23 protein-coding genes are annotated in these 24,053 nt (G+C 70.3%); 10 read left to right on the top strand and 13 right to left on the bottom strand.

The window, feature by feature from the left end:
* The first annotated feature begins 15 nt into the window (after positions 1-15).
* The 6 genes from dapD (at position 16) to holA (ending at position 6,885) form a co-directional block, all read left to right on the top strand.
* Positions 16-870, top strand: coding sequence for a 2,3,4,5-tetrahydropyridine-2,6-dicarboxylate N-succinyltransferase (dapD, locus tag MFF06_RS02355; protein ID WP_238201399.1), 855 nt, complete (start codon positions 16-18; stop codon positions 868-870).
* Positions 867-1,751, top strand: a complete 885-nt coding sequence (locus MFF06_RS02350) for an alpha/beta fold hydrolase (protein WP_238201398.1) — start codon at positions 867-869, stop codon at positions 1,749-1,751. The genes dapD and MFF06_RS02350 overlap by 4 nt, the downstream gene beginning before the upstream one ends.
* A 157-nt stretch (positions 1,752-1,908) precedes the next feature.
* Complete coding sequence (locus tag MFF06_RS02345; RefSeq protein ID WP_370876758.1) at positions 1,909-2,784, top strand: acid phosphatase; 876 nt, start codon at positions 1,909-1,911, stop codon at positions 2,782-2,784.
* 128 nt (positions 2,785-2,912) lie between these two features.
* The gene (locus MFF06_RS02340; protein ID WP_238201396.1) at positions 2,913-5,147 is read left to right on the top strand and encodes a TonB-dependent siderophore receptor; all 2,235 of its coding nucleotides are present in this window, start codon (positions 2,913-2,915) and stop codon (positions 5,145-5,147) included.
* 127 nt (positions 5,148-5,274) lie between these two features.
* Positions 5,275-5,835: an LPS assembly lipoprotein LptE gene (lptE, locus tag MFF06_RS02335; protein WP_238201395.1), complete on the top strand. Its 561-nt coding sequence runs from the start codon at positions 5,275-5,277 to the stop codon at positions 5,833-5,835.
* 21 nt (positions 5,836-5,856) lie between these two features.
* Positions 5,857-6,885, top strand: a complete 1,029-nt coding sequence (holA, locus tag MFF06_RS02330) for a DNA polymerase III subunit delta (RefSeq protein WP_238201394.1) — start codon at positions 5,857-5,859, stop codon at positions 6,883-6,885.
* 91 nt (positions 6,886-6,976) lie between these two features.
* Here holA and MFF06_RS02325 read toward each other — a convergent pair whose 3' ends face one another.
* From MFF06_RS02325 to mnmG, 4 genes are read right to left on the bottom strand one after another with little or no spacing between them, the layout of a single operon-like run.
* Positions 6,977-7,870 (bottom strand): ParB/RepB/Spo0J family partition protein, encoded by an 894-nt coding sequence (locus tag MFF06_RS02325; protein WP_238201393.1) that lies wholly within the window; start codon positions 7,868-7,870, stop codon positions 6,977-6,979.
* A 45-nt stretch (positions 7,871-7,915) separates the two neighbouring features.
* On the bottom strand, positions 7,916-8,773 hold the full coding sequence (locus MFF06_RS02320; protein WP_283207234.1) for a ParA family protein: 858 nt from the start codon (positions 8,771-8,773) through the stop codon (positions 7,916-7,918).
* On the bottom strand, positions 8,770-9,405 hold the full coding sequence (gene rsmG / locus MFF06_RS02315) for a 16S rRNA (guanine(527)-N(7))-methyltransferase RsmG (protein WP_238201392.1): 636 nt from the start codon (positions 9,403-9,405) through the stop codon (positions 8,770-8,772). The genes MFF06_RS02320 and rsmG overlap by 4 nt, the downstream gene beginning before the upstream one ends.
* Positions 9,402-11,288: a tRNA uridine-5-carboxymethylaminomethyl(34) synthesis enzyme MnmG gene (gene mnmG / locus MFF06_RS02310; protein WP_238201391.1), complete on the bottom strand. Its 1,887-nt coding sequence runs from the start codon at positions 11,286-11,288 to the stop codon at positions 9,402-9,404. Before mnmG ends, rsmG begins: the two co-directional genes overlap by 4 nt.
* A 318-nt stretch (positions 11,289-11,606) precedes the next feature.
* On the opposite strand from mnmG, the gene MFF06_RS02305 reads away from it, so the two are divergent.
* Together MFF06_RS02305 and MFF06_RS02300 are read left to right on the top strand one after the other, a co-directional pair.
* Positions 11,607-11,756 carry a hypothetical protein gene (locus tag MFF06_RS02305; protein ID WP_238201390.1) on the top strand — a complete coding sequence of 50 codons (150 nt, stop codon included), beginning with the start codon at positions 11,607-11,609 and terminating at the stop codon, positions 11,754-11,756.
* A gap of 311 nt (positions 11,757-12,067) precedes the next feature.
* Positions 12,068-13,516, top strand: a complete 1,449-nt coding sequence (locus MFF06_RS02300) for an EAL domain-containing protein (RefSeq protein WP_238201389.1) — start codon at positions 12,068-12,070, stop codon at positions 13,514-13,516.
* Between the two features lie 2 nt (positions 13,517-13,518).
* Here MFF06_RS02300 and panC read toward each other — a convergent pair whose 3' ends face one another.
* From panC to bla, 4 genes are all read right to left on the bottom strand, one after another.
* Positions 13,519-14,364 (bottom strand): pantoate--beta-alanine ligase, encoded by an 846-nt coding sequence (gene panC / locus MFF06_RS02295; protein WP_238201388.1) that lies wholly within the window; start codon positions 14,362-14,364, stop codon positions 13,519-13,521.
* A 75-nt stretch (positions 14,365-14,439) separates the two neighbouring features.
* Entirely contained in the window at positions 14,440-14,802 is a 363-nt protein-coding gene (locus MFF06_RS02290; RefSeq protein ID WP_238201387.1) for a hypothetical protein, read from the bottom strand.
* A gap of 98 nt (positions 14,803-14,900) precedes the next feature.
* Positions 14,901-15,380: an aminoacyl-tRNA deacylase gene (locus MFF06_RS02285; RefSeq protein WP_238201386.1), complete on the bottom strand. Its 480-nt coding sequence runs from the start codon at positions 15,378-15,380 to the stop codon at positions 14,901-14,903.
* 47 nt (positions 15,381-15,427) lie between these two features.
* Positions 15,428-16,309, bottom strand: a complete 882-nt coding sequence (bla, locus tag MFF06_RS02280) for a class A beta-lactamase (protein ID WP_238201385.1) — start codon at positions 16,307-16,309, stop codon at positions 15,428-15,430.
* A 115-nt stretch (positions 16,310-16,424) separates the two neighbouring features.
* Between bla and mnmE the strand changes: the two genes are divergently transcribed.
* Positions 16,425-17,729 carry a tRNA uridine-5-carboxymethylaminomethyl(34) synthesis GTPase MnmE gene (gene mnmE, locus MFF06_RS02275; RefSeq protein ID WP_238201384.1) on the top strand — a complete coding sequence of 435 codons (1,305 nt, stop codon included), beginning with the start codon at positions 16,425-16,427 and terminating at the stop codon, positions 17,727-17,729.
* Positions 17,730-18,191: 462 nt separating this feature from the next.
* On the opposite strand, the gene MFF06_RS02270 is transcribed toward mnmE, so the two are convergent.
* The 3 genes from MFF06_RS02270 to MFF06_RS02260 form a co-directional block, all read right to left on the bottom strand.
* Positions 18,192-18,689: a cupin domain-containing protein gene (locus tag MFF06_RS02270; protein WP_238201383.1), complete on the bottom strand. Its 498-nt coding sequence runs from the start codon at positions 18,687-18,689 to the stop codon at positions 18,192-18,194.
* 92 nt (positions 18,690-18,781) lie between these two features.
* The gene (locus MFF06_RS02265) at positions 18,782-19,774 is read right to left on the bottom strand and encodes a DUF2891 domain-containing protein (protein ID WP_238201382.1); all 993 of its coding nucleotides are present in this window, start codon (positions 19,772-19,774) and stop codon (positions 18,782-18,784) included.
* A 13-nt stretch (positions 19,775-19,787) separates the two neighbouring features.
* A complete protein-coding gene (locus tag MFF06_RS02260; protein ID WP_238201381.1) occupies positions 19,788-21,410 on the bottom strand; it encodes an ABC-F family ATP-binding cassette domain-containing protein in 1,623 nt (540 codons plus the stop codon).
* A gap of 150 nt (positions 21,411-21,560) precedes the next feature.
* Here MFF06_RS02260 and MFF06_RS02255 point away from each other — a divergent pair, with 150 nt between their 5' ends.
* On the top strand, positions 21,561-21,824 hold the full coding sequence (locus MFF06_RS02255; RefSeq protein WP_238201423.1) for a hypothetical protein: 264 nt from the start codon (positions 21,561-21,563) through the stop codon (positions 21,822-21,824).
* Positions 21,825-22,040: 216 nt separating this feature from the next.
* Here MFF06_RS02255 and ypfJ read toward each other — a convergent pair whose 3' ends face one another.
* A complete protein-coding gene (ypfJ, locus tag MFF06_RS02250) occupies positions 22,041-22,955 on the bottom strand; it encodes a KPN_02809 family neutral zinc metallopeptidase (protein ID WP_238201380.1) in 915 nt (304 codons plus the stop codon).
* A gap of 79 nt (positions 22,956-23,034) precedes the next feature.
* A complete protein-coding gene (locus MFF06_RS02245; protein WP_238201379.1) occupies positions 23,035-23,907 on the bottom strand; it encodes a uracil-DNA glycosylase in 873 nt (290 codons plus the stop codon).
* Positions 23,908-24,053: the final 146 nt, after the last annotated feature.

The following is a 24,053-nucleotide window of genomic DNA, read 5'->3' as shown; positions in this document are numbered from 1 at the left end:
CGAACGACCGAGCCCATGTCCAACGCCGCTTCCCATGCCGACTTGGCCCGCACCATCGAGGCCGCCTGGGAGGAGCGCGCCGGCATCTCGGCCGCGACGACCGGCGCCGTCCGCGAGGCGGTGGACGAGGCGCTGACCCTGCTCGATTCGGGCCGCGCGCGCGTCGCCGAGCGGAACGGCGAGACGTGGCAGGTCAACCAGTGGCTGAAGAAGGCGGTGCTTCTGTCCTTCCGCCTCAACGACATGGCGCCGATCTCCGGCGGTCCCGGCGGGGCGCAATGGTGGGACAAGGTGCCCTCGAAGTTCCTCGGCTGGGACTCGGCCCGGTTCCAGGAGGCGGGCCTGCGGGCCGTGCCCGGCAGCGTCGTGCGCCGGGGCTCCTACGTCGCCCCCAACGTCATCCTGATGCCGAGCTTCGTGAACCTCGGTGCCTATGTCGGCGAGGGGACGATGGTCGACACCTGGGTCACCGTCGGCTCCTGCGCGCAGATCGGCAAGAACGTCCACCTCTCGGGCGGCGTCGGCATCGGCGGCGTGCTGGAGCCCCTCCAGGCCAACCCGGTCATCATCGAGGACGATTGCTTCATCGGCGCCCGCTCCGAGGTGGTGGAGGGCGTGATCGTCGGCCAGGGCTCCGTCCTGTCGATGGGCGTGTACCTCGGCGCCTCGACCAAGATCGTCGACCGCGCCACGGGCGAGATCAGCTACGGCTACGTGCCGCCCTATTCCGTGGTGGTCTCGGGCACCCTGCCCGGCAAGAACCTGCCGGACGGCTCCCCCGGCCCGAGCCTCTACTGCGCCGTGATCGTCAAGCGCGTCGATGCCGGAACCCGCGCCAAGACCGCGATCAACGACCTCCTGCGCACGTGAGCGGCGCGCGGGAGAACGGGGGCCGCGAGCCCGGCCTCACCCTCGACCTGACGGTCGCCGGGCACCGGCTCGCCATTCCCTGCGACGTCTCGGGCCAAGGCCCCGGGGCGCTGATCCTGCCCGCCCTCTCGACCATCTCCTCGCGGGAGGAGGCAGGGCCGCTCGCGCGGGAGCTCGCCCGCGACCACCGCTGCCTCGTGCCCGACTGGCCGGGCTTCGGCGCGCGGCGTCGGGAGCGCGTTCCCCTGATGCCCGCGACCTTCCACGCCTTCCTCGACGCGCTGCTGGCCGCCGCGCCGGGCCCCTACGCGCTCGGCATCGCGGCGGGGCACGGGGCGGGCTATCTCGTCGCCGCCGCCCGGCGCCATCCGCAGGCGTTCGGCCGCCTCGTCCTCGTGGCGCCGACCTGGCGGGGTCCCCTGCCCACCGCCATGCCGGGCAAGGCCCCGTGGTTTCCCCGCATCCGCGCCGCCGTGGAGGCGCCCGTGCTCGGGGAGGCCCTTTACCGGCTGAACATCAGCCCGCCGGTCATCGGGCGGATGATGCGCGCCCACGTCTATGCCGACCGCGAGAGGGTGACGCCCGAGCTCGTGCGCGCCAAGCACGCGATCACCCGCCAGCGGAACGGCCGCTTCGGCACCGCCGCCTTCGTGACCGGCGGGCTCGACCCCGTCCGCAGCCGGGAGGAGTTTTTGGGACTGTTCGGGCCGGGGCTGCCGCCGGTGCTGGTGCTGCGCCCGGCCGGCGCGCCCCGGCGCTCGGGCGCCGAGATGGACGCCCTCGCCGCGAGCGGCCTCGTCACCGCCGTCTCCATTCCCGGCGCCCTGAGCGCGCACGAGGAGGAACCCGCCGCCGTCGCGGCGGCGATCCGGGCCGCCTGACGCGCCCGCCGTGTTTCAGGACAGCGCGGCTCCACCGCCGATCCACCGCATCCGTATGGACTTACGGCCCCGCGAAAGGCAGGGATTGAGCCGCCCTGCGATTCGTCCGTCTCTTTTGAGGCAATAGCCCGACGCTATCGCACCGCGAGGACTTGAGATGCGCCGCCCTTCTCTCTCGACGGCCCTTCCCCTAGCCCTGGTTTTGCTGGCTAATATGCCGGCAGCAGGTCGCTCAGCTTCGGCGGCGGAGCAGGCTGTGCCACCGGCTGCCCCCTCCCTCGGCACCGACCCGGTCAAGCCCGGCAAGCCGGAGGTGAAGCCCTATCTGTCCGAGGCCGACGCCCCCGATCCGCTGCGGATCCTATCCCCGCCCCCGGCCCATCATTCGCCCCTCGACAACGCCGACCACGCGGCCTTCAACGCCACGCGGTCCCTGAAGGGCAGCGCCCGGTGGAACCTCGCCGCCAACGACGTGTCCGAGGGCAGCCTCGCCGTCCTCGAGAACTTCGCCTGCGTCCTTGGCACGAGGCTCGATCAGGCGCGCGTGCCGGCGACCCTGAACCTGCTCGATCGCGCCCGCCTCGATCTCGCCCGCGCGACCCGCATCCCCAAGGTGCATTACCGGCGCCTGCGCCCCTTCGTCGGCAACGAGGCGCCGATCTGCGTGCAGCGAACCCAGACGCTGACCGACAGCTTCAGCTATCCGTCCGGCCATGCCACGCAGGGCTGGGCCTACGCCCTGATCATGGCCGCCCTCGTCCCCGAGAAGACCACCGACATCCTCGCCCGGGGGCGCACCTACGGCGAGAGCCGGATCGTCTGCGGCGTGCATTACCCGAGCGACGTGATGGCGGGGCGGACCAACGGCGCCGCCGTCTTCGCGGCGCTCCTGGGCGATTCCACCTTCCGCAACGACATGGACAAGGCCCGCGCCGAGTTGCGCGCCGCCCTCGCTGGCGGTGGCACCGCGCCGGACCGTGCCCTCTGCGCGCGCGAGTCCGAGGCGCTGAAGGAGCCGCCGATCGAGTTTTAAATTTGAACAGTTTCAGATTTGAACCGTTTTAACCGTGTGATTTATAACACTTTTTGGGATTGATCGGGGGCCCTGCCCCGGGCGATTGGGGGCGAGCGCCGCGTTTCGGCGCTTGTCCGGAATCCGCCATGCTCCACCGCTCCCCGATCCTCTCCGCCCTGTTGGCGGCGACAGCCCTCTCCGGCTCCCTCGCCTCCGGGGAAGCCCGCGCGCAGGACCAGCAGGTCCGCCTCGACGAGATCGCGGTCGAAGCGGTCCGCGCCGGCCCCCAGGGGACGGTGACGGGCGCGGGCGTGGCGACTTCGCAGAACAGCTCCGCAACGAGCGGCGGCGGCGGAGGCCCCTCCGGCGTGACGGGTTACACCGCCCGCGTCAGTCCCACCGCGACGAAGACCAACACGCCGCTGATCGAGACGCCGCAATCGGTAACGGTGGTCACCCGCGAGCAACTGAACGATCGCAACGTTCAGGATGTGAACCAAGCGCTCGCCTATGTGCCGGGCACCTCCACGAACGTCTTCGGCTTCGACCCGCGCTTCGATGCCTTCTACATCCGCGGTTTTTCAGCGACCTACGACGGCATCTTCCGCGACGGCCTGCGGCAATCGGCGGTCGGCTTGGCGGTCCCGCGGATTGAGCCCTATGGAACGGAGGCCCTCACGATCCTGCGTGGCCCGGCCTCCGGGCTCTACGGCCTCGGTTCCCCCGGCGGCATCGTTGACATCACGACGAAACGACCCGTCTTCGCACCCTTCGGCGAGGTCTGGTTCCAGGCAGGCAACTACAATCGTTTCCAAGGGAATTTCGATTTCGGCGGTCCGGTGGAGGGATCGAACGGCACGATGGCCTACCGGATGACCGGCGTCGTCCGCCAATCCGATACCTTCCTTCCCGGAGCTTCCGACGATCGGGTGAACATCGCCCCGGCCTTCACCTGGAAGCCTTCGGCCGATACGACGCTGACCATCCTCACCGAGTTCCAGAACTCGCGCCTGCCGGGCACGGCCGCGTTCTACAATGCTCCGAACTTCCGCGTGACACGCCTGTACCAGGGCGATCCCGGCTTCAACGCCTTCACCCAGCAACAGTATCGGATCGGCTACGCTTTCGAGCACAAGTTCACACCCGATCTGATCTTCCGTCAGAACTTCCGTTTCTACGGCGTCGATGGCGATTTCCCGTATACGCAGATCGACAATGTCGTCGGCCTCACGGCGCAGCGCTCCGGCGGATTCTTTCGCGAGAGCCTGCAATCTGTCGCCCTCGACAACCAGCTCGAAGGACACTTCCGCACCGGGCCCGTCGCCCACACGGTGGTCGGCGGTGTGGACTACATCCACTATGACTGGACACGCCGATTCGGCTTTCCCACCGTGCCGGATCTCGATCTGACCGGCGTCAGCGATTTCACCCGCTTCCGCTACCGCACTTTCATTCCCCGCCCCGCCCTCGACTCCGGCGCCACCCAGTCGCAGGATCAGATCGGCGTCTACCTCCAGGAGCAGGCGAAGTGGGAGCGCTTCGTGCTGACCCTCACCGGGCGCCACGATTGGGTCTCCCAGAGCACCACGAGCTTCGCCAATTCCGGGCCGGTCACGGGCTCGACCCAAAACGACAGCGCCTTCTCCTACCGGCTCGGACTCAACTACCTGCTCACGCCGGATTTCGTGCCCTATGCCAGCTATGCGACGACCTTCTCGCCGCAACTCGGCACCGACGCGAACGGAAGGCCGTTCAAGGCCGCCACCGGCGATCAGATCGAAGCCGGCGTGAAAGTGGCGATCCCGAACACCAACATCACGGGCTCCTTCTCCGGCTTCGACATCGTGCAGTCGAGTATCCTGCGGCAGGATCCCAACAACTTCGCCAACCAAGTCGCCACCGGTTCCATCGAGTCCAAGGGCTTCGAGGCCGAAATGACGGCGAATTTCGCTCCGGGCACGAACGTCACCCTGGCCTTCACCCATCTCGACGTCCGATTCCTGCGACAGACCTCCTTCGTGACGCAGGCGCCGATCGACGGGAATGCCCTGTCGGGTATCCCCGGCAACACTATCTCGGCCTTCGGCACCTATCAGTTCCCAGCCGGCTCCTGGCTGTCCGGCCTGCAGATCGGCGGCGGTGTCCGCTATGCCGGCACGAGCTTCGCCGACGACGAGAACACGGTACGCAACCCGACCGTGACGTTGTTCGATGCCCTGGTCGCCTACGACTTCGCGGCTTTGGACCCGAAGTACAAGGGCTTCCGTGCCCAGGTGAACGCATTCAACGTCTTCAATCGCGACTATGCGACGTGCCAAGCGGGCTTCTGCTATCGCGGCGCCCCCGCCACGGTGATCGGCAGCCTGATCTACCGGTGGTGACTCATCCCCGTTATCCCGGCGACCCTACTCTTGCCGCAGAGGAATCGTAACCGCTGGCATCGAGAATCGTGGCGCGGACCGGCCTGTCCGCGCTAGAACCGGCGGACAAGCGGGGCGGGACGGCGTGATGCGGCGTGAGGTGAGGCGGCGTGAGGTCGGATCGGTGGCGGCTCGGGCGGCGCGGCTCGCCTGCGCGGCGGCCTTGAGCCTGAGCCTGTCCGCCTGTTTCCGGCCCCTCTATGGGCCGACCGCCTCGGGCGAATCGATCCAGGCGTTGCTCGCCTCCGTGCAGGTGGATGAGATCGTGATGGCCCAGGGCCAGGAGCGCATGGGGCATTACCTGCGCAGTGAACTGGTCTTCGACCTCGATGGATCGGGCCAGCGGGTGCCCAAGCAGTACCGGCTGAAGCTCTCCGGCTCGGAGACGGTGCAGACCCCGATCGTGTCCTCAACCACCGGCCGCGCGGAGGCCGGCACCATCGTCGGCAGCATCCGCTACAGCCTGGAGGATCTCGGCGGCACGCGGGTGATCGCCGAGGGCGTGGCCACCTCCACCGCCACCTACGACCGCTCCATCCAGCGCTTCGCGAGCCAGCGGGCGGCGCGCGACGCCGAGATCCGCCTCGCAGACACCCTCGCGGACCAAATCAAGACCCGCATCGCCTCGGTGCTGGCGGCCAAGCCGTGAGGATTATGCCGTGAGAAACCGGTGACGGCCGTCAAGGCCGGCGAGGTCGAGGGCCTGATCCGGCGCGGGCCCGACCCGCGGACCCCCGTGATCCTCGTCTTCGGCCCCGATACGGGCCTCGTCTCCGAACGCGCGAAGGCCCTGGCCGAGGGCTTCATTCCCGATGCCGACGATCCCTTCGCCCTGGTGCGGATCGACGGCGATACCGTCGCCTCCGAGCCCGGACGGCTCTGCGACGAGGCCGGGACGCTCGGCCTGTTCGGCGGCAAGCGGGCGATCTGGGTGCGGCCCGGCAGCCGCAACCTCGCCCCCGCCGTCGAGGCCGTGTTGGGCATTTCCGTCACGGACACGCGGATCGTCATCGAGGCCGGGGACCTCGCGAAGGGCAACCTCCTGCGCGCGCTCTGCGAGAAATCCCCGCGGGCGCTGGCCATCCCCTGCTATCCCGACGACGAGCGGGCGCTCGGCGACCTCATCGACCGGACCCTGCGAGACCACGGCCTGCGGATCGAGCGCGACGCCCGCGAAACCCTGGCGCGCAGCCTCGGTGGCGACCGCCGGGCGAGCCTCATGGAGATCGAGAAACTCGCGCTCTACGCCAAGGGCAAGGGCAGCGTGACCCTGGAGGACGTGGAGGCCGTCGTCAGCGATGTGGCGGCCAGCGTCCTCAACACGCTCATCGATGCGGCCTTCGACGGACGGGTCGAGACCGTCGAGCGGGATTCCCGCCGCTTCCGGCTGGAGGGGCTCGACGCGGGCGTGGTGCTCGGCTCGGCGCTGCGCCACGCCACCGCCCTGCTGGCCCTGCGCCTCGACAATCCCGACAAGTCACCCTCGGCCACCGCCGCCCTCTGGCGCGGCCTGCACTTCAAGCGGAAGGCGAGCATCGAGGGCCAGTTGGGAACCTGGGGTCCCGGGCGCCTGCGGCAGGCCATCGACATCCTGCAGCAGGCCGTGCTTGCCTGCCGCCGGGCCGAGCCGCAGCTTGCGGACGCCCTCGCCTCCGCCGCCCTGCTGCGGATCGCCGAGGCCGGCCGACGGCGGCGCTGAACGGGGTTCCAGAGGGCCGTGCCCTCCGGCGGGTGCGGGGCAGCGCCCGGCAAGACCCCCGAAATTTACCCCCTGGATGCCACCGAAGGACTCAGTCCTTCGGGACTCTCAACTTGTCCAGAAGGCCCTGCAACTCCGCCTGCGTCGCGTAGCGCAGCCGGATTTCGCCGGACTCGTCGTCCTTGGGGCGGTAGCTGACGTTAAGGCCGAGGGCTTGGTGCAGCCGGTGCTCCAGGGCGCGGACGGGCGCGGGGCGCTCCGCCGAGAGACGCGGGCGGCCGGGGCGTGGGGTCTCGGTGGGCTCGGCCTCGGCGGCGGCCAGCGCCTCGACCTCGCGGACCGACAGGCCCTCGGCCACGATGCGGCGGGCCACGCCCTCTGGATCACGCAGGGCGAGGAGCGCGCGGGCATGACCGGCGGTGATCTCGCCCGCGCTGAGGCGATCCTGCACCGCCGCCGGCAGGTTGAGCAGCCGCAGGGTGTTGGCGAGATGGCTGCGGCTCTTGCCCAGGATCTCGGCCAGCTCCCGCTGGGTGTAAGAGAAGTCGCGCATCAGGCGCTCGTAGCCCGAGGCCTCCTCGATCGGGTTGAGGTCCGACCGCTGGACGTTCTCGAGGATCGCGAATTCCAGCGAGGCGCGGTCGTCGATCTCCACGACCACCACGGGCACCTCATCGAGCCCCGCGCGCTGGGCCGCCCGCCAGCGGCGCTCGCCCGCGACGATCTCGAAGGCGCCCGGCACGTCCGGCAGCGGCCGCACGACGATGGGCTGGATCAGGCCCCGCGCCTTGATGGAGCCCGCGAGTTCCGCCAACTCCTCCTCGCCGAAATGGCGGCGCGGATTGCGCGGGTTCGGGCGCAGGAACTCGACAGCGACCTTGCGCTGACCCTCGTGCTTCGGCGGCGTCTTGGACGCATCCCCGAAATCGCCGATCAGGGCCGCGAGTCCGCGCCCCAGCCGGGGCCTTGCGACCTCCTCCGCCATCGTCTCACCTGTCCTCGAACTTTGGAGCGGTCGCGCCGCGATCGCTTACGCCGCCGCCGGCATGCGGCCTTCCCGCTGGATCACCTCGGAGGCGAGGCGGAGATAGGCTTGGCTGCCGGCGCATTTCAGATCGTACAGCAGGGCCGGCTTGCCGTGCGAGGGCGCTTCGGACACACGCACGTTCCGTGGGATCATGGTCTCGTAGACCTTGTCGCCCATGAAGCCACGCACATCCGCCACCACTTGGTTCGAGAGGTTGTTGCGCGGGTCGAACATCGTGAGCACGACGCCCTGGATGGAGAGGCGCGGGTTCAGGGCGCCGCGAACCTGCTCCACCGTGCGCAGCAATTGGCTCAACCCTTCGAGGGCGAAGAACTCACATTGCAGCGGCACCAGCACCGCGTCCGCGGCGGCCAGGGCGTTGATGGTCAAGAGGTTCAGCGAAGGCGGGCAATCGATCAGCACGTAGCTGATCCGCTTCAGGCTCTCCGATTGGCCGAGGCTTTTGAGGGCTGTGCGGAGGCGATGGGCGCGGTCAGGCGCCGTCGCCATCTCCATTTCGAGGCCCAGGAGGTCCATGGTGGAGGGCGCGATCGACAGGCGGGGGACGGCGGTGGGAATCACCGTCTGCGCGAGGCTCGCTTCGCCCGCCATCAGGTCGTAGGTCGAGATCTGGCGCCGCGCCCGGTCGATGCCGAGGCCCGTCGAGGCATTGCCCTGGGGATCGAGGTCGATCACCAGCACGTCCTCGCCGATGGCGGCGAGCGCCGTGCCGAGATTGATCGCGGTGGTGGTCTTGCCGACGCCGCCCTTCTGGTTCGCCAGGGCGAGGATCCTCAAGGGTCGTGCCGGAATTCCGGTCTCGGAACGCTCGGAGGCGTCGCCGGGCATCGCGTCGCTCATCGCTGACTCGGTTCGGTGAGGGCCGTAACCCGGACGATCCGGGCTTCGGAGTCGGTGCGACTCGGCACGAGATCGTGGGTGAATGTCCACCGTGCGGCCGCTTGGGTCAATTCCGCCTGGACGTCCCTGCCCTTCGGAAACAGGCCGATGGTGCCGGAATTCAACAGTGGCGCCGACCACGCGAGGAGCTGATCGAGGGAGGCGAGGGCGCGGGCGCAGACCACGTCGCTCCCGCCGAGCCCTGCCATCACGGTTTCGATCCGCGCGTTGCGGATCTCGGCCGGGGCACCGGTCAGGCGGGCGGCCTCGTTGAGGAACGCGCATTTGCGGCTGTTGCTCTCCACGAGCGTGACCCGGATCCCGCGCTCCCGGCCGGCGATCGCGAGGATGAGACCGGGGATGCCGGCGCCCGAGCCCAGATCGACCCAGCGTTTCGCCTCCGGCGCCAGGGACAGCAATTGCAGGGCGTCCGCCACATGGCGGCTCCAGACCTCTTTCAACGTCGAGGGGCCGACGAGGTTTTTTACCGTCTGCCAGCGTCGGAGCTGTTCGACGTAGAGGTCGAGGGCCGCGCGTGTTTCACGTGAAACATCGAAAGCGGCGAGCACGCGGTCGCGATCGGGATCGCTCACGGGGCGACCCGCGCCGGCCGCTCGCCCCGCTTCGCATGGGCGGCCAGAAGGGTCAGCGCGGCGGGCGTGACGCCCTCGATTCGCGCGGCCTGTCCCAGGGTGCCAGGGCGGACGGTTTCGAGCTTCGCGCGCATCTCGTTCGACAGCCCGCTGATCCCCGCGTAATCGAGCCCCTCGGGCAGGCGCACCGCCTCGTCCCGGCGGAAGGCCGCGATGTCAGCCTGCTGCCGGTCGAGATAGACCGCGTAGGTGGCGTCCGTCTGCAACCGGTCAGCGAGGCGCGGGGGGATCGCGGCCAGTTCGGGCCAGACGGCCGACAGGCGCTGCCAGTCGATGTCGGAATAGGACAGGAGCTGGAACGCGCTCCGGCGGATGCCGTCGCGATTCAGGGCGATGCCGTGGGCAGCGGCTTGGCTCGGAGTGAGGCTGAGCGCATCGAGGCGGGCGCGGACCTCGGACAGGTCGCGCTGGCTGCGCGCGAAGTGGTCCGCCCGCCGGGCACCGACGACACCGAGGGCGAGACCCTTCCCCGTGAGCCGCTCGTCGGCATTGTCCACGCGCAGGCTGAGGCGATACTCCGAGCGCGAGGTGAACATCCGGTAGGGCTCGCTCACCCCGTGGGTGATGAGATCGTCGATCATCACGCCGAGGTAGGATTCCGCCCGGTCGAAGGTCGCGATGGGCTGCCCGGCGGCCAGCCGCGCGGCATTGAGGCCCGCCACGAGCCCCTGCCCCGCCGCCTCCTCGTAGCCGGTCGTCCCATTGATCTGCCCAGCCAGGAACAGCCCTGGCTGACGCTTCACCTGGAGACCGGCATCGAGTTCCCGGGGGTCGACGTAATCGTACTCGATGGCATAGCCGGGCCGGAGGATGCGCGCCGCCTCCAACCCTGGGATCGCGCGCACGATCCGGTGCTGCACCTCCTCCGGCAGGGCCGTGGAGATGCCGTTGGGATAGACCACCGGATCGTCGAGGCCCTCGGGTTCGAGGAAGATCTGATGCCCTTCCCGGTCCCCGAAGCGGACCACTTTGTCCTCGATGGAGGGGCAATAGCGCGGTCCCCGGCTGGCGATGCCGCCGGAATACATCGGGGACCGGTGCAGATTCTCCCGGATCAGATCGTGGACGGCCTGCGTCGTTCGCGTGATGCCGCAGGCGATCTGCGGCGTGGTGATCCGCTCGGTGAGGGTCGAGAAGGGAACGGGATCTTCGTCGGCCGCCTGCATCTCCAGCCGCCCCCAGGCGATGCTGTCCCGGGCGAGCCGGGGTGGCGTGCCGGTCTTGAGGCGGCCGAGGCGGAGGCCGAGACGGTCGAGGCTCTGGGCGAGGCCGATGGCGGGAGCCTCGCCGACACGCCCGGCCGGAACGCGGGTCTCGCCGATATGGATGAGACCGCGCAGGAAGGTTCCGGTGGTCAGCACCACCGCGGCGGCGGTGAGCGCCCTCCCGTCCGCGAGCACGATGCCCGCGACCCGCCCCCCTGCGTCCCACCGCAGGTCCTCGCAGGCGCCCGCGACGACGGTGAGGTTTGCCGTGTCCGCGATGGCGCGCTGCATGGCGGCGGCGTAGAGGCCGCGATCCGCCTGGGTGCGCGGGCCGCGCACGGCGGGCCCCTTGCGCCGGTTGAGCAGGCGGAACTGAATGCCGGCGGCATCCGCCACGCGGCCCATCAACCCATCGAGGGCATCGACCTCCCGGACGAGATGCCCCTTCCCCAACCCGCCGATGGCGGGGTTGCACGACATGGCGCCGATGGTCGCCGGATCGTGGGTGATGAGCGCGGTGCGGGCACCACACCGCGCGGCGGCGGCCGCCGCCTCGACGCCGGCATGGCCGCCGCCGACGACGATGACGTCGAAGCAGTCGGATCGGGATTCGGGCATGTCCGTGCTTACGCGGCGGGGCCCGTCGCGGTCAACGAAGGCGGGACGCTGGCGATGTGATTCGCCCGGCTCCGGCGCGATGCCTGCTTAGTTCGCGGTCAGCCGCTGCCGTCCGTAACGGCAGATCGCCGATGTACTGAACATTCCAGCGCCGATCCAAGATGTATTTTAAATGATGATGTTCGATTTCGCCCGAACGCTTGCGGAGAATTGTTTTGCCGCTTAACAATTCAGTCATGAATGTGGCGGCGGCACCCGGCGGGAAGATGGCCCTCCCGCTTTCACGCCGAAACCACAGCCATCCAAGGAGAAACGGCGATGTCTTCCGTGGCGATCGGTTTGGGGGCACTGTGTTGTGCGTCCGGCGCGGTGGCTCATTTCGTCGATACCACCCATCGGAAGGAAGGCGCCTTCGGATTGGCTGGCTTCACCTTCCTGTTGATCGGGATGTATATGACCCGAGCGTGAGAAATCCGGTTCGGACCTTTCGCGGCCTTGCGCTTGGTCTTCGCAACGCCGTTGCTGTGTGCGCTGTCTGACAATGACCCTACGGCGACTGGATGCGGCCACGGGGATGTCGCAACCGCGTGTTTCACGTGAAAACACCCGCGTCGGCGCCCGCGGCCGGAGCCGTGCCACCGTGATCGCCCCAGTTTCGCGAGAAAGTCCAGCGCTGTGACCTTCCGGGGCTTGCCGCCCCCGCTGCCCTCGGCAACAACTTCTCGGTGATCTGCCCCGGGGCGTGCCGCTCGACGGACACGGGGCGCCCCTCGTGGCGGATGAAGACGACGATGGCGCGGGCCTCCGGCCGCACTGCAGGGCTGTGGAGCCTCTCGCTGCTCGGGGTCGTCACCCTCGCGCCCCTGGCCGTCATCGCGCCGATGTGGAGCGCCCTGGGCACAGGCGCGATGGCCCTCGCCGTCGCAGGGATCGCACAGTTCCGCCTGTCGCGGGTCGGTAAGCGCTGCGACAAGCTCTCCCAGGAAGTCGGGATCCTGTCCCAGCGCCTCCTCGCGCTCGAGGAGGCGAAACAGGCCGGACCGGCCGCGCCCGCCACCGACGGACTCCACTCCGACATCCAGGAGCTGACCGTCGAGATCGGCCTTCTGAGCGGCATCGTGCGGGACCTGAGCGGCGTGGTGCGCAGCCAGGACAGCGAAATCGCCGGGCTGCGCGCGCAGGTCGTCGCCGCCGAGGCGCGAACGGCGATCCTGCCGGCGCCCGCGCCGCGCCCCCCCATCGCCGCCGCCACCGTCGCCCGCGCGCCCCTCATCGCGCCGCCGGTGGAGCCGTCCCCGGCCTTTGCGGACCTCCAGGCACAGCACGAGCCGCAGCCCCTGCCCCCCGCGCGAATTCCCCCGCGTCCGATCCCGCCGCGCCCTGCCTCCCATCCGGTGGGCCCAGGAGAGGGAGCGATCCTCGCCGCCTTCGAGGCGGGGCGGGTGGAGGTCTACCTCCAGCCTGTCGTGTCCCTGCCGCAGCGGAAGGTCGTCGCCTACGAGGCCCTGGCGCGGCTGCGGATCGAGGACCTGACCCTGGAGCCGGAGCACTTCCTCCCCGCCCTCGAACGGCATGGCCGCACCACCGAACTCGACCGCCGTATGCTGCACCGGGCGGGCACGATCGTGCGCCATCTCGGGCGGCGGGGCAGCGATGCGCGCGTCACCTACGCCCTGTCGCCCCTGTCCCTGTTCGAGCCGGGCTTCCTGAAGGACATCGCGCGGATCGCCGGAGACGATCAGGCCCTTGCCGGGCTGGAGATCGCCCTGCCGCAGGAAAGCTGGCGCGGCCTCGATGCCGGGCAGCTCGGCCTCCTCGCCGCCCTGCGGGGCCGGATCGGCTTCTGCCTCGACCGGCCGGACGACCTGCGTTTCGATGCGGGGGAACTCGCCGCCAACAGCATCGGTCAGGTGAAGGTGCCCGCCGCCCTGCTGCTCCGGCCCACGACCCCCCTCTCCCGCCTGAGCGACATCGCCGTCGAGGACCTCGCTCCCGCCCTGGCCCGGGCGCGAATCCGCTTCGTGGTGACCGAGGTCGGCAACGAGGCGGACGTGCCCGATCTCATCGACCTGAACATCCCCTATGCGCAGGGAACGGCCTTCGCTCCGGCGCGGCCGGTGCGGGGGGAGATCCTGAGCGACCCCTCCCCCGACGAGCCGCCGCCGCCGCAGGACGATCCGACGCCGGAACGGCGGCCCTTCCGCTCCGTCCTCCGCCGGGCGGGCTGAGATCAGACCGCGACGTTGTCGATGAGGCGTGTCCGGCCGAGATAGGCCGCCACGAGGACGCGGGCCGGGGCGGTCACCGTCTCGACGGCAGCCAGGGTCTCCGCATCGCACACCGCCAGGTACTGCACCGTGAAGCCGGCTGCCGCGAGTCGCGCCGCGCCGTCCGCCACGAGCGGCGCCACCGGCGCCCCGGTGCGCGCCGCCTTCGCGATGCCGCTCAGCGCTTCGTGGAGCGCGGGTGCCACGCGTCGCTCGTCGGCGGAGAGGTAGCGGTTGCGGGAGGACAGGGCCAAGCCGTCCGCCTCGCGGATGGTCGGAACGCCCTCGATGACGACGGGGAGATCGAGGTCGGCCACCGTCCGCTGAATGACCCGCAGCTGCTGGAAGTCTTTCTCGCCGAACAGCGCAATGTGAGGCTGCACTTGGTTCAGGAGCTTGGTCACCACGGTGGCGACGCCGGAGAAGTGCCCCGGCCGCAACGGCCCGCAGAGCCCCTCCGTCAGCCCCGAAACCTCAATGCGTGTGGCGAAGCCCGGCGGATACATCGTGGCCACGTCCGGCGTCCAGGCGGCGTCCGCCCCCGCGCCCGCCAGCGCCGCGAGGTCGGCCGTCACGTCCCGTGGGTAGCGGGAGAAGTCCTCCGTCGGGCCGAACTGCGTCGGGTTGACGAAGATGCTGACGACCACGCGCCGGGCGCGCCGGCGGGCCTCCGCCACCAGCCTCAGGTGCCCCTCATGCAGAGCGCCCATGGTCGGCACCAGGGCCACCTGCTCGCCCTCCGCCCGCCACGCGGCGACGGTCGCGCGGAGGGTCGCGAGATCCGAGAGAGGGAGGGGGTTCGCTGTCATCGTCGCCGCCGTGGCCCGTGGAGGTTCGGCGCACGATCTAGGCCCTCGGCGGGGCGGCTCCAAGCGGCGTTTCGCTCAGCGGCAGTAGGGCAGGAGGGACCGGCCGTAGGGATCGTCGATGCCGGTCGGCGGCGTGAAGCCGTAATAGCTCGGCTTGCCCAAACCGTAGGGGGAGCCGACATAGCTCGGATCGTCCGGCGCGTTGGTCGGCACCGGTGCGCGACGCGGCTGGCAGCGCGCCACGATCCGCCGCGGCAGGGACACCACGCCCGGCTCGGAGTCGCTGCCGTCTCCCCGCGGGAAGTAGCGGGGCGCGGGGGGCGCCTCGGGCGGGAACGCGCCGGGAGGGGGGGCACCGTAGGAAAAGGCGGAGGGGCCGGGCTCGAACAGGTCCGCCGCGACCGCCGCACCGGCGAGCAGCATCAGGGGCAGCGCCATCCGCACGCTCGACCGCACCGCCCGCTCCACCCGTCACCTAAAGACCCGGCACGGTGCCGGCGACAGGGTAAACGAAGGCTTAAGTGCGGGCCGCAAGCTCAGCTCAGCGCCACGACCTGCGGGCCGAGCGCCACGACGAGATCGTGCTCCGTGAGGCGAATCTGGAGGCCGCGCCCTCCCCCGTTGATGTGGATCTCGGCCTCCGGCACCGTAAGCGATCCCGCATCGATCGCGGTGGCGAAGGCCCGTTTCTGGCCGAGCGGACTGATGCCGCCGACATGATAGCCCGTCAGGCGCTCGGCGTCGGCGGGCTTCAGCATCGCTGCGGACTTGCCGCCGAAGGCCGCCGCCACCCGCTTCATCGCGGCCTCCCGATCCGAGGCCAGGAGCAGGCACACGGTGCGCCCATCGACGGCGGCCATCAGCGTCTTCAGCACCCGGGAGGGCGGCACGCCCAGCGCCTCGGCAGCCTGGAGGCCGATCCGGGGCGCATCGCCGTCGTAGTCGTAGCTGTGGAGGGTGTAGCGCAGGCCCAGCCTGTCGAGGGCCTGGGTCGCGCGGGTCGTCTTCGGAGCCATGGCGCGATCCTAGGGACGGCCGCCTGCTCCGGCAACGCGGCCGCGGCCTACCGCGGGATGCGGGCCGCGATCAACCGCCCGATCTCGGCGTGGGCGGCGTCGCAGACCTCCGGGGTCGCCGTCGCACGGGTGAGGAAAACCGTGGCGATGAGGGGAGCCCTGTCCGGCGGGCGGATGATCGCCACGTCGTTGTAGGTGCCGGTGTCGCCGCCGCCGGTGCCTGTCTTGTCGCCGACGGTCCAGGCGGCGGGAAGGCCCGCCCGGAGACGCTTGAAACCCGTTTGGCCTCCGACCATCCATGCCTCCAGCCGCCCCCGCGACTCCGGCGTCAGCACCGTCCCGAGGAGAACCCTACGCAGGGTCTCGCGCATCGCGGTGGGGAAGGTCGTGTCCCGGGGATCGCCCGGGATGGCCGTATTGAGATCCATTTCCGTCCGGTCGAACCGGGTCACCGTGTCGCCGATGCCGCGCACCCATCGCGTCAGAGCCTCCGGTCCGCCCAGAAGGGCGAACTGGAGATTGGCCGCGGTGTTGTCGCTCCAGACGATCGCCGCCTCGCAGGCTTCGGCAACGGTCAGGCTTCCGCGGCCTTCGGTGAACGCCTTCCGGCAGACCGGCGCGTAGCTCAAGAGATCCGCCTCGCGGAGCGGCAGCGCCTGATCGAGCCGCACCGCGCCGGCATCGATTCGGGCGAGGACGGCCGCCGCCGCCAGGACCTTGAACGTGCTGCAGAATGCGAACCGTTCATCCGCTCGCCACAGGAGGGGGGTGAAGCCCTCCCCCGCCACGCTCACCCCGAGCCGGCCTCCGGTGCCGGCCTCGATGGCCTTGAAGCGCGCCCCGGCCTCGTCATCGCTCAGGGCAGGGACAGGGACGGCGGTGGCGGCCAGCAGGCCGGTCCAGACCGCGCGGCGGGTGTACGACGCCATGGCATCCGTCTCCACGGGCAGAAGCCCCTTCCGTGATCCGGCTTTGCGGCTGTTGCGGGGCGAGGGGCATGGTAGGGAGCGCGCCGGAACTCACGGCACGGAGGGGAGACGGGACATGGGCGAGGCCGCCGCCGAGACGCTCTTCGCCCCGGCGACCGGGTTCGGCCGGGCGGCGGTGGCGGTGATCCGCGTCAGCGGTCCGCAGGCCGGGGCGGCGCTCATGGCCCTCGGCGGTGCCCCTCCCCCCGCGCGGCGGCTGTCGCTGCGCACCCTGCGCGATCCGGCGGACGGCACGGTTCTCGACAAGGCCCTCGTCGCGTTCTTTCCAGGCCCGGCGACCTACAGCGGCGAGGACATGGCGGAGTTGCACCTCCATGGCGGAAGCGCCGTGCGGGCCGGCGTTCTGGCGGCCCTCGGGCGAATCCCCGGTTGCCGGCTGGCCCGGCCCGGGGAGTTCACCCGCCGGGCGGTCCTGAACGGCCGGATGGACCTCGCGGAAGCCGAGGGCGTTGCGGACCTCATCGACGCCGAGACCGAGGGCCAGCGCCGCCAGGCCCTGCGGCAGCTCGACGGCGTGCTGAGCCGCCAAGTGGCAGCGTGGCGGGACGAGGCTATCGCCTGCCTCGCCGGGGCCGAGGCCGCCCTCGACTTCTCCGACGAGGGCGACGTCGACGACGAGGGCCTCGATGCCGCCCTGACCGGCCGGGTCAAAGCCCTGCGCGCGGCCATCGCGGCTGCGTTGGCGGACGGGCGCCGGGGCGAACGCCTGCGCGACGGCTTCTGGGTGGTGCTGGCGGGCGCGCCGAATGCCGGCAAATCCACCCTGCTCAACGCCCTCGCGCAGCGCGACGCGGCCATCGTCTCCGACAGACCGGGCACGACGCGCGACGCCATCGAGGTCCGCCTCGATCTCGATGGCCTCCCGGTGGTGCTGGTCGATACGGCGGGCCTGCGGGAGACGGACGAGGCGGTGGAGGCGGAGGGCATCCGCCGCAGCCGCGCCCGCATCGCGCAGGCGGACCTCGTGCTGGCGCTCGTGCCGCCGGGGGGCACGCCGCCCGAGACCGGCGAGACCCCTGCCCTGCCGGTATGGACCAAGGCGGACCTGCTGACCGGCGCGCCCTCCGGCCTCGCCGTGTCGGCGCGGACGGGCCAGGGCCTGTCCGCCCTGATCGATGCCCTGCGCGCCCGCGTGGAGGGCGGGCTCGGCCAGGGCGATGCCCTCATCACCCGCGCGCGCCACCGGGACGCCCTGGAGCGCTGCCTCGGCCATCTGGACCGCCTGCTCGGTGGCGGTCCCCCGGAACTCGTGGCCGAGGACCTGCGGCTCGCCGTCCGTGCGCTCGGCGAAATCGGCGGCCATGTGGGTGTCGAGGATATTCTGGACCGTTTGTTTGCCGGCTTCTGTATCGGGAAGTGAGGAGGCACCTCGACCGATCCGTGATCTCCTCCCGTCCTGGCGAGCGAAGCAATCCAGGGTGGCGGGACGCTTCCGAACGATGCGCATCCCCGGATTGCTTCACGGCGTTCGCAATGACGGAGGCCCGCAAGCCGGCCAGAACCGGACCCGCCCGAGTTCGGCTCAAGCATCTCCGTCTTTGCGAGCGACAGCGAAGCAATCCAAGAGCGGGACGCTTCCGAACGATGCGCAGCCCTGGATTGCTTCACTACGTTCGCAATGACGGGGCTCGCGAGCCGGCCGGAGCCGGACAGGGCCGAGTTCGCTCCCGCATCTCCGTCTTTGCGAGCGACAGCGAAGCAATCCAGGGTGGCGGGACGCTTTCGAACGATGCGCATCCCCGGATTGCTTCACGGCGTTCGCACAGACGTCGAGGGAGCTATCGACGGGTGTGGCTCAAGCCGATCGACGTCGGCTCGGATGCTAGTTCGCGGCCTTGCTCGGGTCGTCGGCGGGGTTGATGTAGTTCAGGCCGAAGGGACCGGAGCCGTTGACCTGCAACTCCACGGGCTGGTCCGTGGTCCAGAGCGAGTGCGGCATGTCCTTGGGCAGGTAGACGAAGCCGCCCGCGCGCAGCTCCTTGCCCGCCGCCTTGTCGATGGTCCTGCCGTGCTCATGGTAGATCGACCCCGAGAGGATCGTCAGCGTCTCGGCCTCGGAATGGGTGTGGGGCGCGATCACCGTGTCGGCCGGGAACTTCACCCGCAGGACGAAGGGACCGGGCTTGGACGGGTCGCCCGAGACGAGGCTGATCTGCGTGCCCTTCGGCAGGTTCGGCGGTCCCTTCTGGTAGGTCGCGGCGGCCGCATCCGGCAGGGTGACGGCGCCGTGGCCGTCATGGCCGCCCTGCGCGAAACCCGAACCGCCACCGGCGGCAAGGGCCATTAGGCTTGCCGCGATCAGCCGAGCAGGGTGTCTCATGGGTCGCTCTCCCGTGGTTCGCTCGGGAACAAGCTAGTGCGCAATCGAGTCGAGGCCAAGCGCGCGAAGGGGACAGGAGGTCCCCTGCCCCGTCAGGCCTCCAGGGCCAGAAGCGCGAAGCTGGCGAGCCAGTGCTCGCCCATGTAGTCGCCCGTCAGGTGCGGCATCGCCGCCGCGAGATGGCGGTCGGCGGCCTCGTCCATCGCCGTCCGGCGGGCATCGTCCGCCGGCAAGGCGCGGGAGAGCGCCCGGAAGCACCACGCCCGGCTGAGGTTCAGCCCGTCGAGATGGGCGATCTTGCCGTCGCTGCGGTCGGTGGCGAGGGCAGGGGTGAACAGGCTCGCGGGCCGCCCCTCGGTGAGCCGGGGCAGGAAGCGGTCGAACCAGGGCCGGAACCGGTCGGGCGGCAGCAGGCGACGCAGGGCCTCCGCCTCGATCAGGGTGGGCGACAGGAAGTCGTCGCCGCCCGGCTCGCCCCAGGCCGGACAGTCGGCATCCGTGCCGTACCAAGCGAGCGCCCTCTCCCGCAGCAGGTCGAGGAACGCGCCCTCGGCGTGGTCGGCGGCGAGTCGCAGGGCGAAGGCGGTGTTGAAGTGCGTGCCGACCCGCACGGGGTAGGGGGCAATCGGCAGGAAGTCCGCGAAGCGCGTGGCGATCCGCTCCGTCAGCGGTGCCAGGGCCCCGCCCCAACGCGCCTGTTCGGCACCGCGCAGTTCGGCGGCCAACGTCAGGAGCCACGCCCAGCCATAGGGACGCTCGAAGCCCCGCGCGGCCGGCGCGTCGATGGTGGCGCATTCGCCGGCCACCTTCTCCGGCACCAACTGCCGGTCGAACAGGGCACGGATCTCCCCCGCCCGGCCGAGGCCGGGATACAGCCGCAGGAGCCGGGCGAGCAGCCAGTAGCCGTGGACGCAGGAATGCCAATCGAAGCTGCCGTGGAAGACCGGGTGCATCGCCGAGGGCGCGCGCAGGTCGTCCGGCCCGGCGAAGACGATGCCCGGCTTGTGCGGGTATTCGCGGGTGACGTGGCTGAGCGCGATGCCCGCGAAGCGCTCCGCGATGTCCCGCGTCAGGCCCTGCGCCACCGCGTCCCCTCCCTCAGCTGCGCAGGCCCGGCGCCTCCCGGCCGGTGCTGGCCACGTATTCCGTGTAGCCGCCGCCGTACTGGTGCGCGCCCTCGGGGGTGATCTCCAGCACCCGGTTCGACAGGGCCGCCAGGAAGTGCCGGTCGTGGGAGACGAAGAGCATCGTCCCCTCGAAGGAGGCGAGCGCCTCCACCAGCATCTCCTTGGTGCCGATGTCGAGGTGGTTGGTGGGCTCGTCGAGGACGAGGAAGTTCGGCGGGTCGTAGAGCATCAGGGCGAGGACGAGGCGCGCCTTCTCGCCGCCGGAGAGCACGCGGCAGCGCTTCTCGATGTCGTCGCCGGAGAAGCCGAAGCAGCCCGCGAGCGTGCGCAGCGACCCCTGCCCCGCCTGCGGGAAGGCATCCTCCAGGGTCTCGAACACCGTGCGCTCACCGTCGAGCAGGTCCATGGCGTGCTGAGCGAAGTAGCCGAGCTTCACGCTGCCGCCGACCGTCACGGAGCCGGAATCCGGCGCCGTGGTGCCGGTCACGAGCTTCAGGAGCGTCGACTTGCCCGCGCCGTTCACGCCCATCACGCACCACCGCTCCTTGCGGCGGATGGAGAAGTCGAGCCCGTCGTAGATGGCCCGGCTGCCGTAGCGCTTGGCCACGCCCTTCATCATCACCACGTCGTCGCCCGAGCGCGGGGGCGGCTGGAAATCGAAGGCCACCGACTGGCGGCGGCGGGGCGGCTCCACGCGCTCGATCTTGTCGAGCTTCTTCACCCGGCTCTGCACCTGCGCCGCGTGGGAGGCGCGGGCCTTGAACCGCTCGATGAACTGGATCTCCTTGGCGAGCATGGCCTGCTGGCGCTCGTACTGCGCCTGCCGCTGCGCCTCGTTCTGGAGGCGCTGCTGCGCGTAGAAGGCGTAATCGCCGGAATAGGTGGTGAGGCTGCCGCCGTCGATCTCGATGATCTTGCCGACGACGCGGTTCATGAACTCCCGATCGTGGGAGGTCATGAGCAGGGCGCCGTCATAGCCGCGCAGGAAGTTCTCGAGCCAGATCAGGCTCTCGATGTCGAGGTGGTTCGAAGGCTCGTCGAGGAGCATCGCGTCGGGGCGCATCAGGAGGATGCGGGCGAGCGCCACGCGCATCTTCCAGCCGCCGGAGAGGGCGCCGACATCCCCCTCCATCATCTCCTGGCTGAAGCCGAGCCCGTCGAGCGTCTCCCGCGCCCTCCCCTCCAAGGCGTAGCCGTCGAGTTCCTCGAACCGGGCCTGGACCTCACCGTAACGCTCGACCAGGGCATCCATCTCGTCGGCGCGGTCCGGGTCGGCCAGCGCCGCGCCCAACTCGTTCAGCTCAGCCGCGACCTCGCTCACCGGCCCCGCCCCGTCCATCACCTCCGCGACGACGCTGCGGCCCTTCATCTCGCCGACATCCTGGCTGAAATAGCCGATGGTGACCCCGCGCTCGGACTGGACCTGCCCCTCGTCGGGCTGCTCCTCGCCGGTGATCATGCGGAACAGGGTGGTCTTGCCGGCGCCGTTCGGCCCCACGAGGCCGATCTTCTCGCCGCGCTGGAGGGCGGCGCTCGCCTCGATGAAGACGAGCTGCTTGCCGTTCTGCTTTGTTATCTTGTCGAGGCGTATCATGGTGCGGGCGGCTGTCCGGCGGGTCTCCCGCGCAGTACGGCATGGACGGCCCCAGCGCAAAGCTCGGCGAGCATGGCAGCGCGGCGTCGCACCGGGGACACGGGGCGGGTTGCCCCGCGCAGCACGGGCCTGCGCAACACGAGGATGACGATGCTGTTCGGCTGGTGGACGATGAGCATGGACATGTCCCTGCTCGCGATGGAAGCGCAGGGCGTGATCCTGCAGCGCCTGACGATGCTGTCGATGGGCGGCCCCGCGGCGCAGATGGAGGCGCAGCGCATGGTCACGGAGAAGGTCTTCGCGGCGGGCGAGGCGATGATGCTCGTCGCCTCCGGCGCCTCGAACGGGAAAGTGATCCGCAATTACCGCCGGAAGGTGCAGGCCAACGCCACGCGGCTGAGCAAGAGGGCGTAGGGACGGCCGTCCCGCTCTATGACACGCGAAGGCTCAGGCCTCCCGCCGTCGAGCCGGGGCGCCGCCGACGAGCCCGGAATCCAGGGGCGCCGACGGCCGCGATTGTCGGCGGTGTCGGCACGTCCGGATCCCGGGCACCGCTCCGCGGCCCCGGGATGGTGGTGGAGGTTGTCGACTCCCGGAAGGATCGTCCCGCCGGGGACGGGTTCGTCACCCTCAATTGTTCGCCGTGCGGAACGTGTCGCACGACTTGGTCTGGCCGCTCTTGTAGCCGGCCATGAACCAGCGCTGCCGCTGGGCCGAGGAGCCGTGGGTGAAGGAATCCGGCACCACGTAGCCGCGCGAGCGCTGCTGTAGGGCGTCGTCGCCGATCTGGGCGGCGGCGTTGAGGGCCTCGTCGATGTCGCCCTGCTCCAGCTCGGCGTACTTGTCGTTCGAGTTCTTGGCCCAGACGCCCGCGAGGCAATCGGCCATCAGCTCGATGCGGACCGAGAGGGCGTTCGCCTCGTTCTTGCTGGAAGCCTGCTGCTGGCGGGCCTGGACCTTGCCGAGGATGCCGAGCACGTCCTGCACGTGGTGGCCGACCTCGTGGGCGATGACGTAGGCGTAGGCGAAGTCGCCCTTCACGCCGAACTTCTGGGCCATCTCCTTGAAGAAGCCGGTATCGAGGTAAACCTTCTTGTCGAGGGGGCAGTAGAACGGCCCCATCGCCGACTGGGCCGAGCCGCAGCCGGAGCGGGTGCCGCCGCTGTAGAGCACCAGGGTGGTGGGCGTGTACTGCTTGCCGGTCTGCTGGGGCAGGATCTGGCTCCACACGTCCTCGGTGTTGCCAAGGATCTTGGAGGCGAAGCGCCCGTTCTCGTCGGTGGGGGCCTGCCGCCGCTTGGCCTGGGTCTGGGGATCGACCTGCTCCTGGCGCTGCCCGCCGCCCCGGCCGATCTGCTCGGCGCCGCCCATCAGGATCGCCGGGTTGATGCCGGTGAAGTAGCTGATGATCAGGATGACGACGATCGCGCCGATACCGAGGCCCCCGGCGCCGCCGCCGGGAAAGCCCATTCCGCCGCCACCGCCGCCGCCCTCACCGCGCCGATCCTCGACATTGTCGGAGCTGCGTAGATCTTCCCAGCGCATGATCCTGCCATCCGTGCCGCACCGGCCGCATCCGGCTTGGTCTAATGGCGGGAGGGGAGACCCGGTTCCGAGGAAACCGTCAAGCTTTCCCGTCGAGCGCCACGCGCAAGGACCGGAAATCCCGCCAAGCGAGGCGCTTCTGGAGCGGCTGCCGCAGCAGGAAGGCCGGATGGAGGGTCGCGAGGAGGCGCGCCTCCCGGCCGGGGAGGGCGTAGGAGAAGAACCGCCCGCGGGTCTTCAGGATGCCGTCCTTGGTGCCGGTGAGCGTCTGCGTCGCCGGCGCGCCGAGGCAGACGATCAGCTCCGGATCCACGAGTTCGATCTGCCGCTCCACGAAGGGGCGGCACATGGCGACCTCCTGGGGGGTCGGGTTGCGGTTGCCCGGCGGGCGCCAGGGGACGACGTTGGCGATGTAGGCCGAGGTCCGGTCGAGGCCGATGGCCGCCATCATCTTGTCGAGGAGCTGGCCCGAACGCCCCATGAAGGGCTTGCCGATCCGGTCCTCGTCGGCACCCGGGGCCTCGCCGAGGAACATCACCCGCGCCTGCGGATTGCCGTCCCCGAACACGAGGTTCTTGGCGGTGAACTTCAGCGGGCAGGACTCGAACCCGGCGAGGATCGTCTCCAGTTCCTCCAGGCTCGCGGCGTTCCGGGCATGCTCCCGGGCATCGCCCGCCGCCGCCTCGGGCTCGGCCGCGGCGGCGCGGCCGAAGGTCGCCCGTGGCGGTGCCCTCGGGGTGTCCGGCGGGGGAGGCGGGGGAGAGGAGTGCGCCGCCTCCCGGACGGGGGCCCGGCGGGCGGGCGCTGCCCTGGCGCGGGGAGCGGGCTCCGGGGCGTCCGCCTCGGTGAAGCGGTCGTGGGGCTGCTCGTCGAGCGCGACATCGACCCCGGCCTCCGTGTGGAAGTCGAGATAGGCGATCAGATCGGCCTGTCCGTCGGCGGGGCTCGGCATCACAACCAGATGGGGTTTCGGCAACCTGTGGACAACGTTCTCGTTCTGCCGTTCGTTCAGAGGGATGTAAGCTCGCCGCCGTCTTCCCAGGCGCGGTGCACCCGTGGTCGTGCCAGCTTGCGTTTCTAACTTGGAATCGGTTCAGA

The organism is Methylobacterium aerolatum, from assembly GCF_022179085.1.
Classification (GTDB): domain Bacteria; phylum Pseudomonadota; class Alphaproteobacteria; order Rhizobiales; family Beijerinckiaceae; genus Methylobacterium; species Methylobacterium aerolatum.
The sequence above is the reverse complement of the archived record's forward strand: the minus strand, read 5'-3'. Positions and strand labels throughout refer to the sequence as shown.

What these genes read in the sequence shown, in the direction of transcription:
- dapD (WP_238201399.1), top strand. Translation starts at nt 16, where the DNA reads ATGTCCAACGCCGCTTCCCATGCCGACTTGGCCCGCACCATCGAGGCC.
- MFF06_RS02345 (WP_370876758.1), top strand. Translation starts at nt 1,909, where the DNA reads ATGCGCCGCCCTTCTCTCTCGACGGCCCTTCCCCTAGCCCTGGTTTTG.
- MFF06_RS02340 (WP_238201396.1), top strand. Translation starts at nt 2,913, where the DNA reads ATGCTCCACCGCTCCCCGATCCTCTCCGCCCTGTTGGCGGCGACAGCC.
- lptE (WP_238201395.1), top strand. Translation starts at nt 5,275, where the DNA reads ATGCGGCGTGAGGTGAGGCGGCGTGAGGTCGGATCGGTGGCGGCTCGG.
- MFF06_RS02325 (WP_238201393.1), bottom strand. Translation starts at nt 7,870, where the DNA reads ATGGCGGAGGAGGTCGCAAGGCCCCGGCTGGGGCGCGGACTCGCGGCC.
- MFF06_RS02320 (WP_283207234.1), bottom strand. Translation starts at nt 8,773, where the DNA reads ATGAGCGACGCGATGCCCGGCGACGCCTCCGAGCGTTCCGAGACCGGA.
- mnmG (WP_238201391.1), bottom strand. Translation starts at nt 11,288, where the DNA reads ATGCCCGAATCCCGATCCGACTGCTTCGACGTCATCGTCGTCGGCGGC.
- MFF06_RS02305 (WP_238201390.1), top strand. Translation starts at nt 11,607, where the DNA reads ATGTCTTCCGTGGCGATCGGTTTGGGGGCACTGTGTTGTGCGTCCGGC.
- MFF06_RS02300 (WP_238201389.1), top strand. Translation starts at nt 12,068, where the DNA reads ATGAAGACGACGATGGCGCGGGCCTCCGGCCGCACTGCAGGGCTGTGG.
- panC (WP_238201388.1), bottom strand. Translation starts at nt 14,364, where the DNA reads ATGACAGCGAACCCCCTCCCTCTCTCGGATCTCGCGACCCTCCGCGCG.
- MFF06_RS02290 (WP_238201387.1), bottom strand. Translation starts at nt 14,802, where the DNA reads ATGGCGCTGCCCCTGATGCTGCTCGCCGGTGCGGCGGTCGCGGCGGAC.
- MFF06_RS02285 (WP_238201386.1), bottom strand. Translation starts at nt 15,380, where the DNA reads ATGGCTCCGAAGACGACCCGCGCGACCCAGGCCCTCGACAGGCTGGGC.
- bla (WP_238201385.1), bottom strand. Translation starts at nt 16,309, where the DNA reads ATGGCGTCGTACACCCGCCGCGCGGTCTGGACCGGCCTGCTGGCCGCC.
- mnmE (WP_238201384.1), top strand. Translation starts at nt 16,425, where the DNA reads ATGGGCGAGGCCGCCGCCGAGACGCTCTTCGCCCCGGCGACCGGGTTC.
- MFF06_RS02270 (WP_238201383.1), bottom strand. Translation starts at nt 18,689, where the DNA reads ATGAGACACCCTGCTCGGCTGATCGCGGCAAGCCTAATGGCCCTTGCC.
- MFF06_RS02260 (WP_238201381.1), bottom strand. Translation starts at nt 21,410, where the DNA reads ATGATACGCCTCGACAAGATAACAAAGCAGAACGGCAAGCAGCTCGTC.
- MFF06_RS02255 (WP_238201423.1), top strand. Translation starts at nt 21,561, where the DNA reads ATGCTGTTCGGCTGGTGGACGATGAGCATGGACATGTCCCTGCTCGCG.
- ypfJ (WP_238201380.1), bottom strand. Translation starts at nt 22,955, where the DNA reads ATGCGCTGGGAAGATCTACGCAGCTCCGACAATGTCGAGGATCGGCGC.
- MFF06_RS02245 (WP_238201379.1), bottom strand. Translation starts at nt 23,907, where the DNA reads ATGCCGAGCCCCGCCGACGGACAGGCCGATCTGATCGCCTATCTCGAC.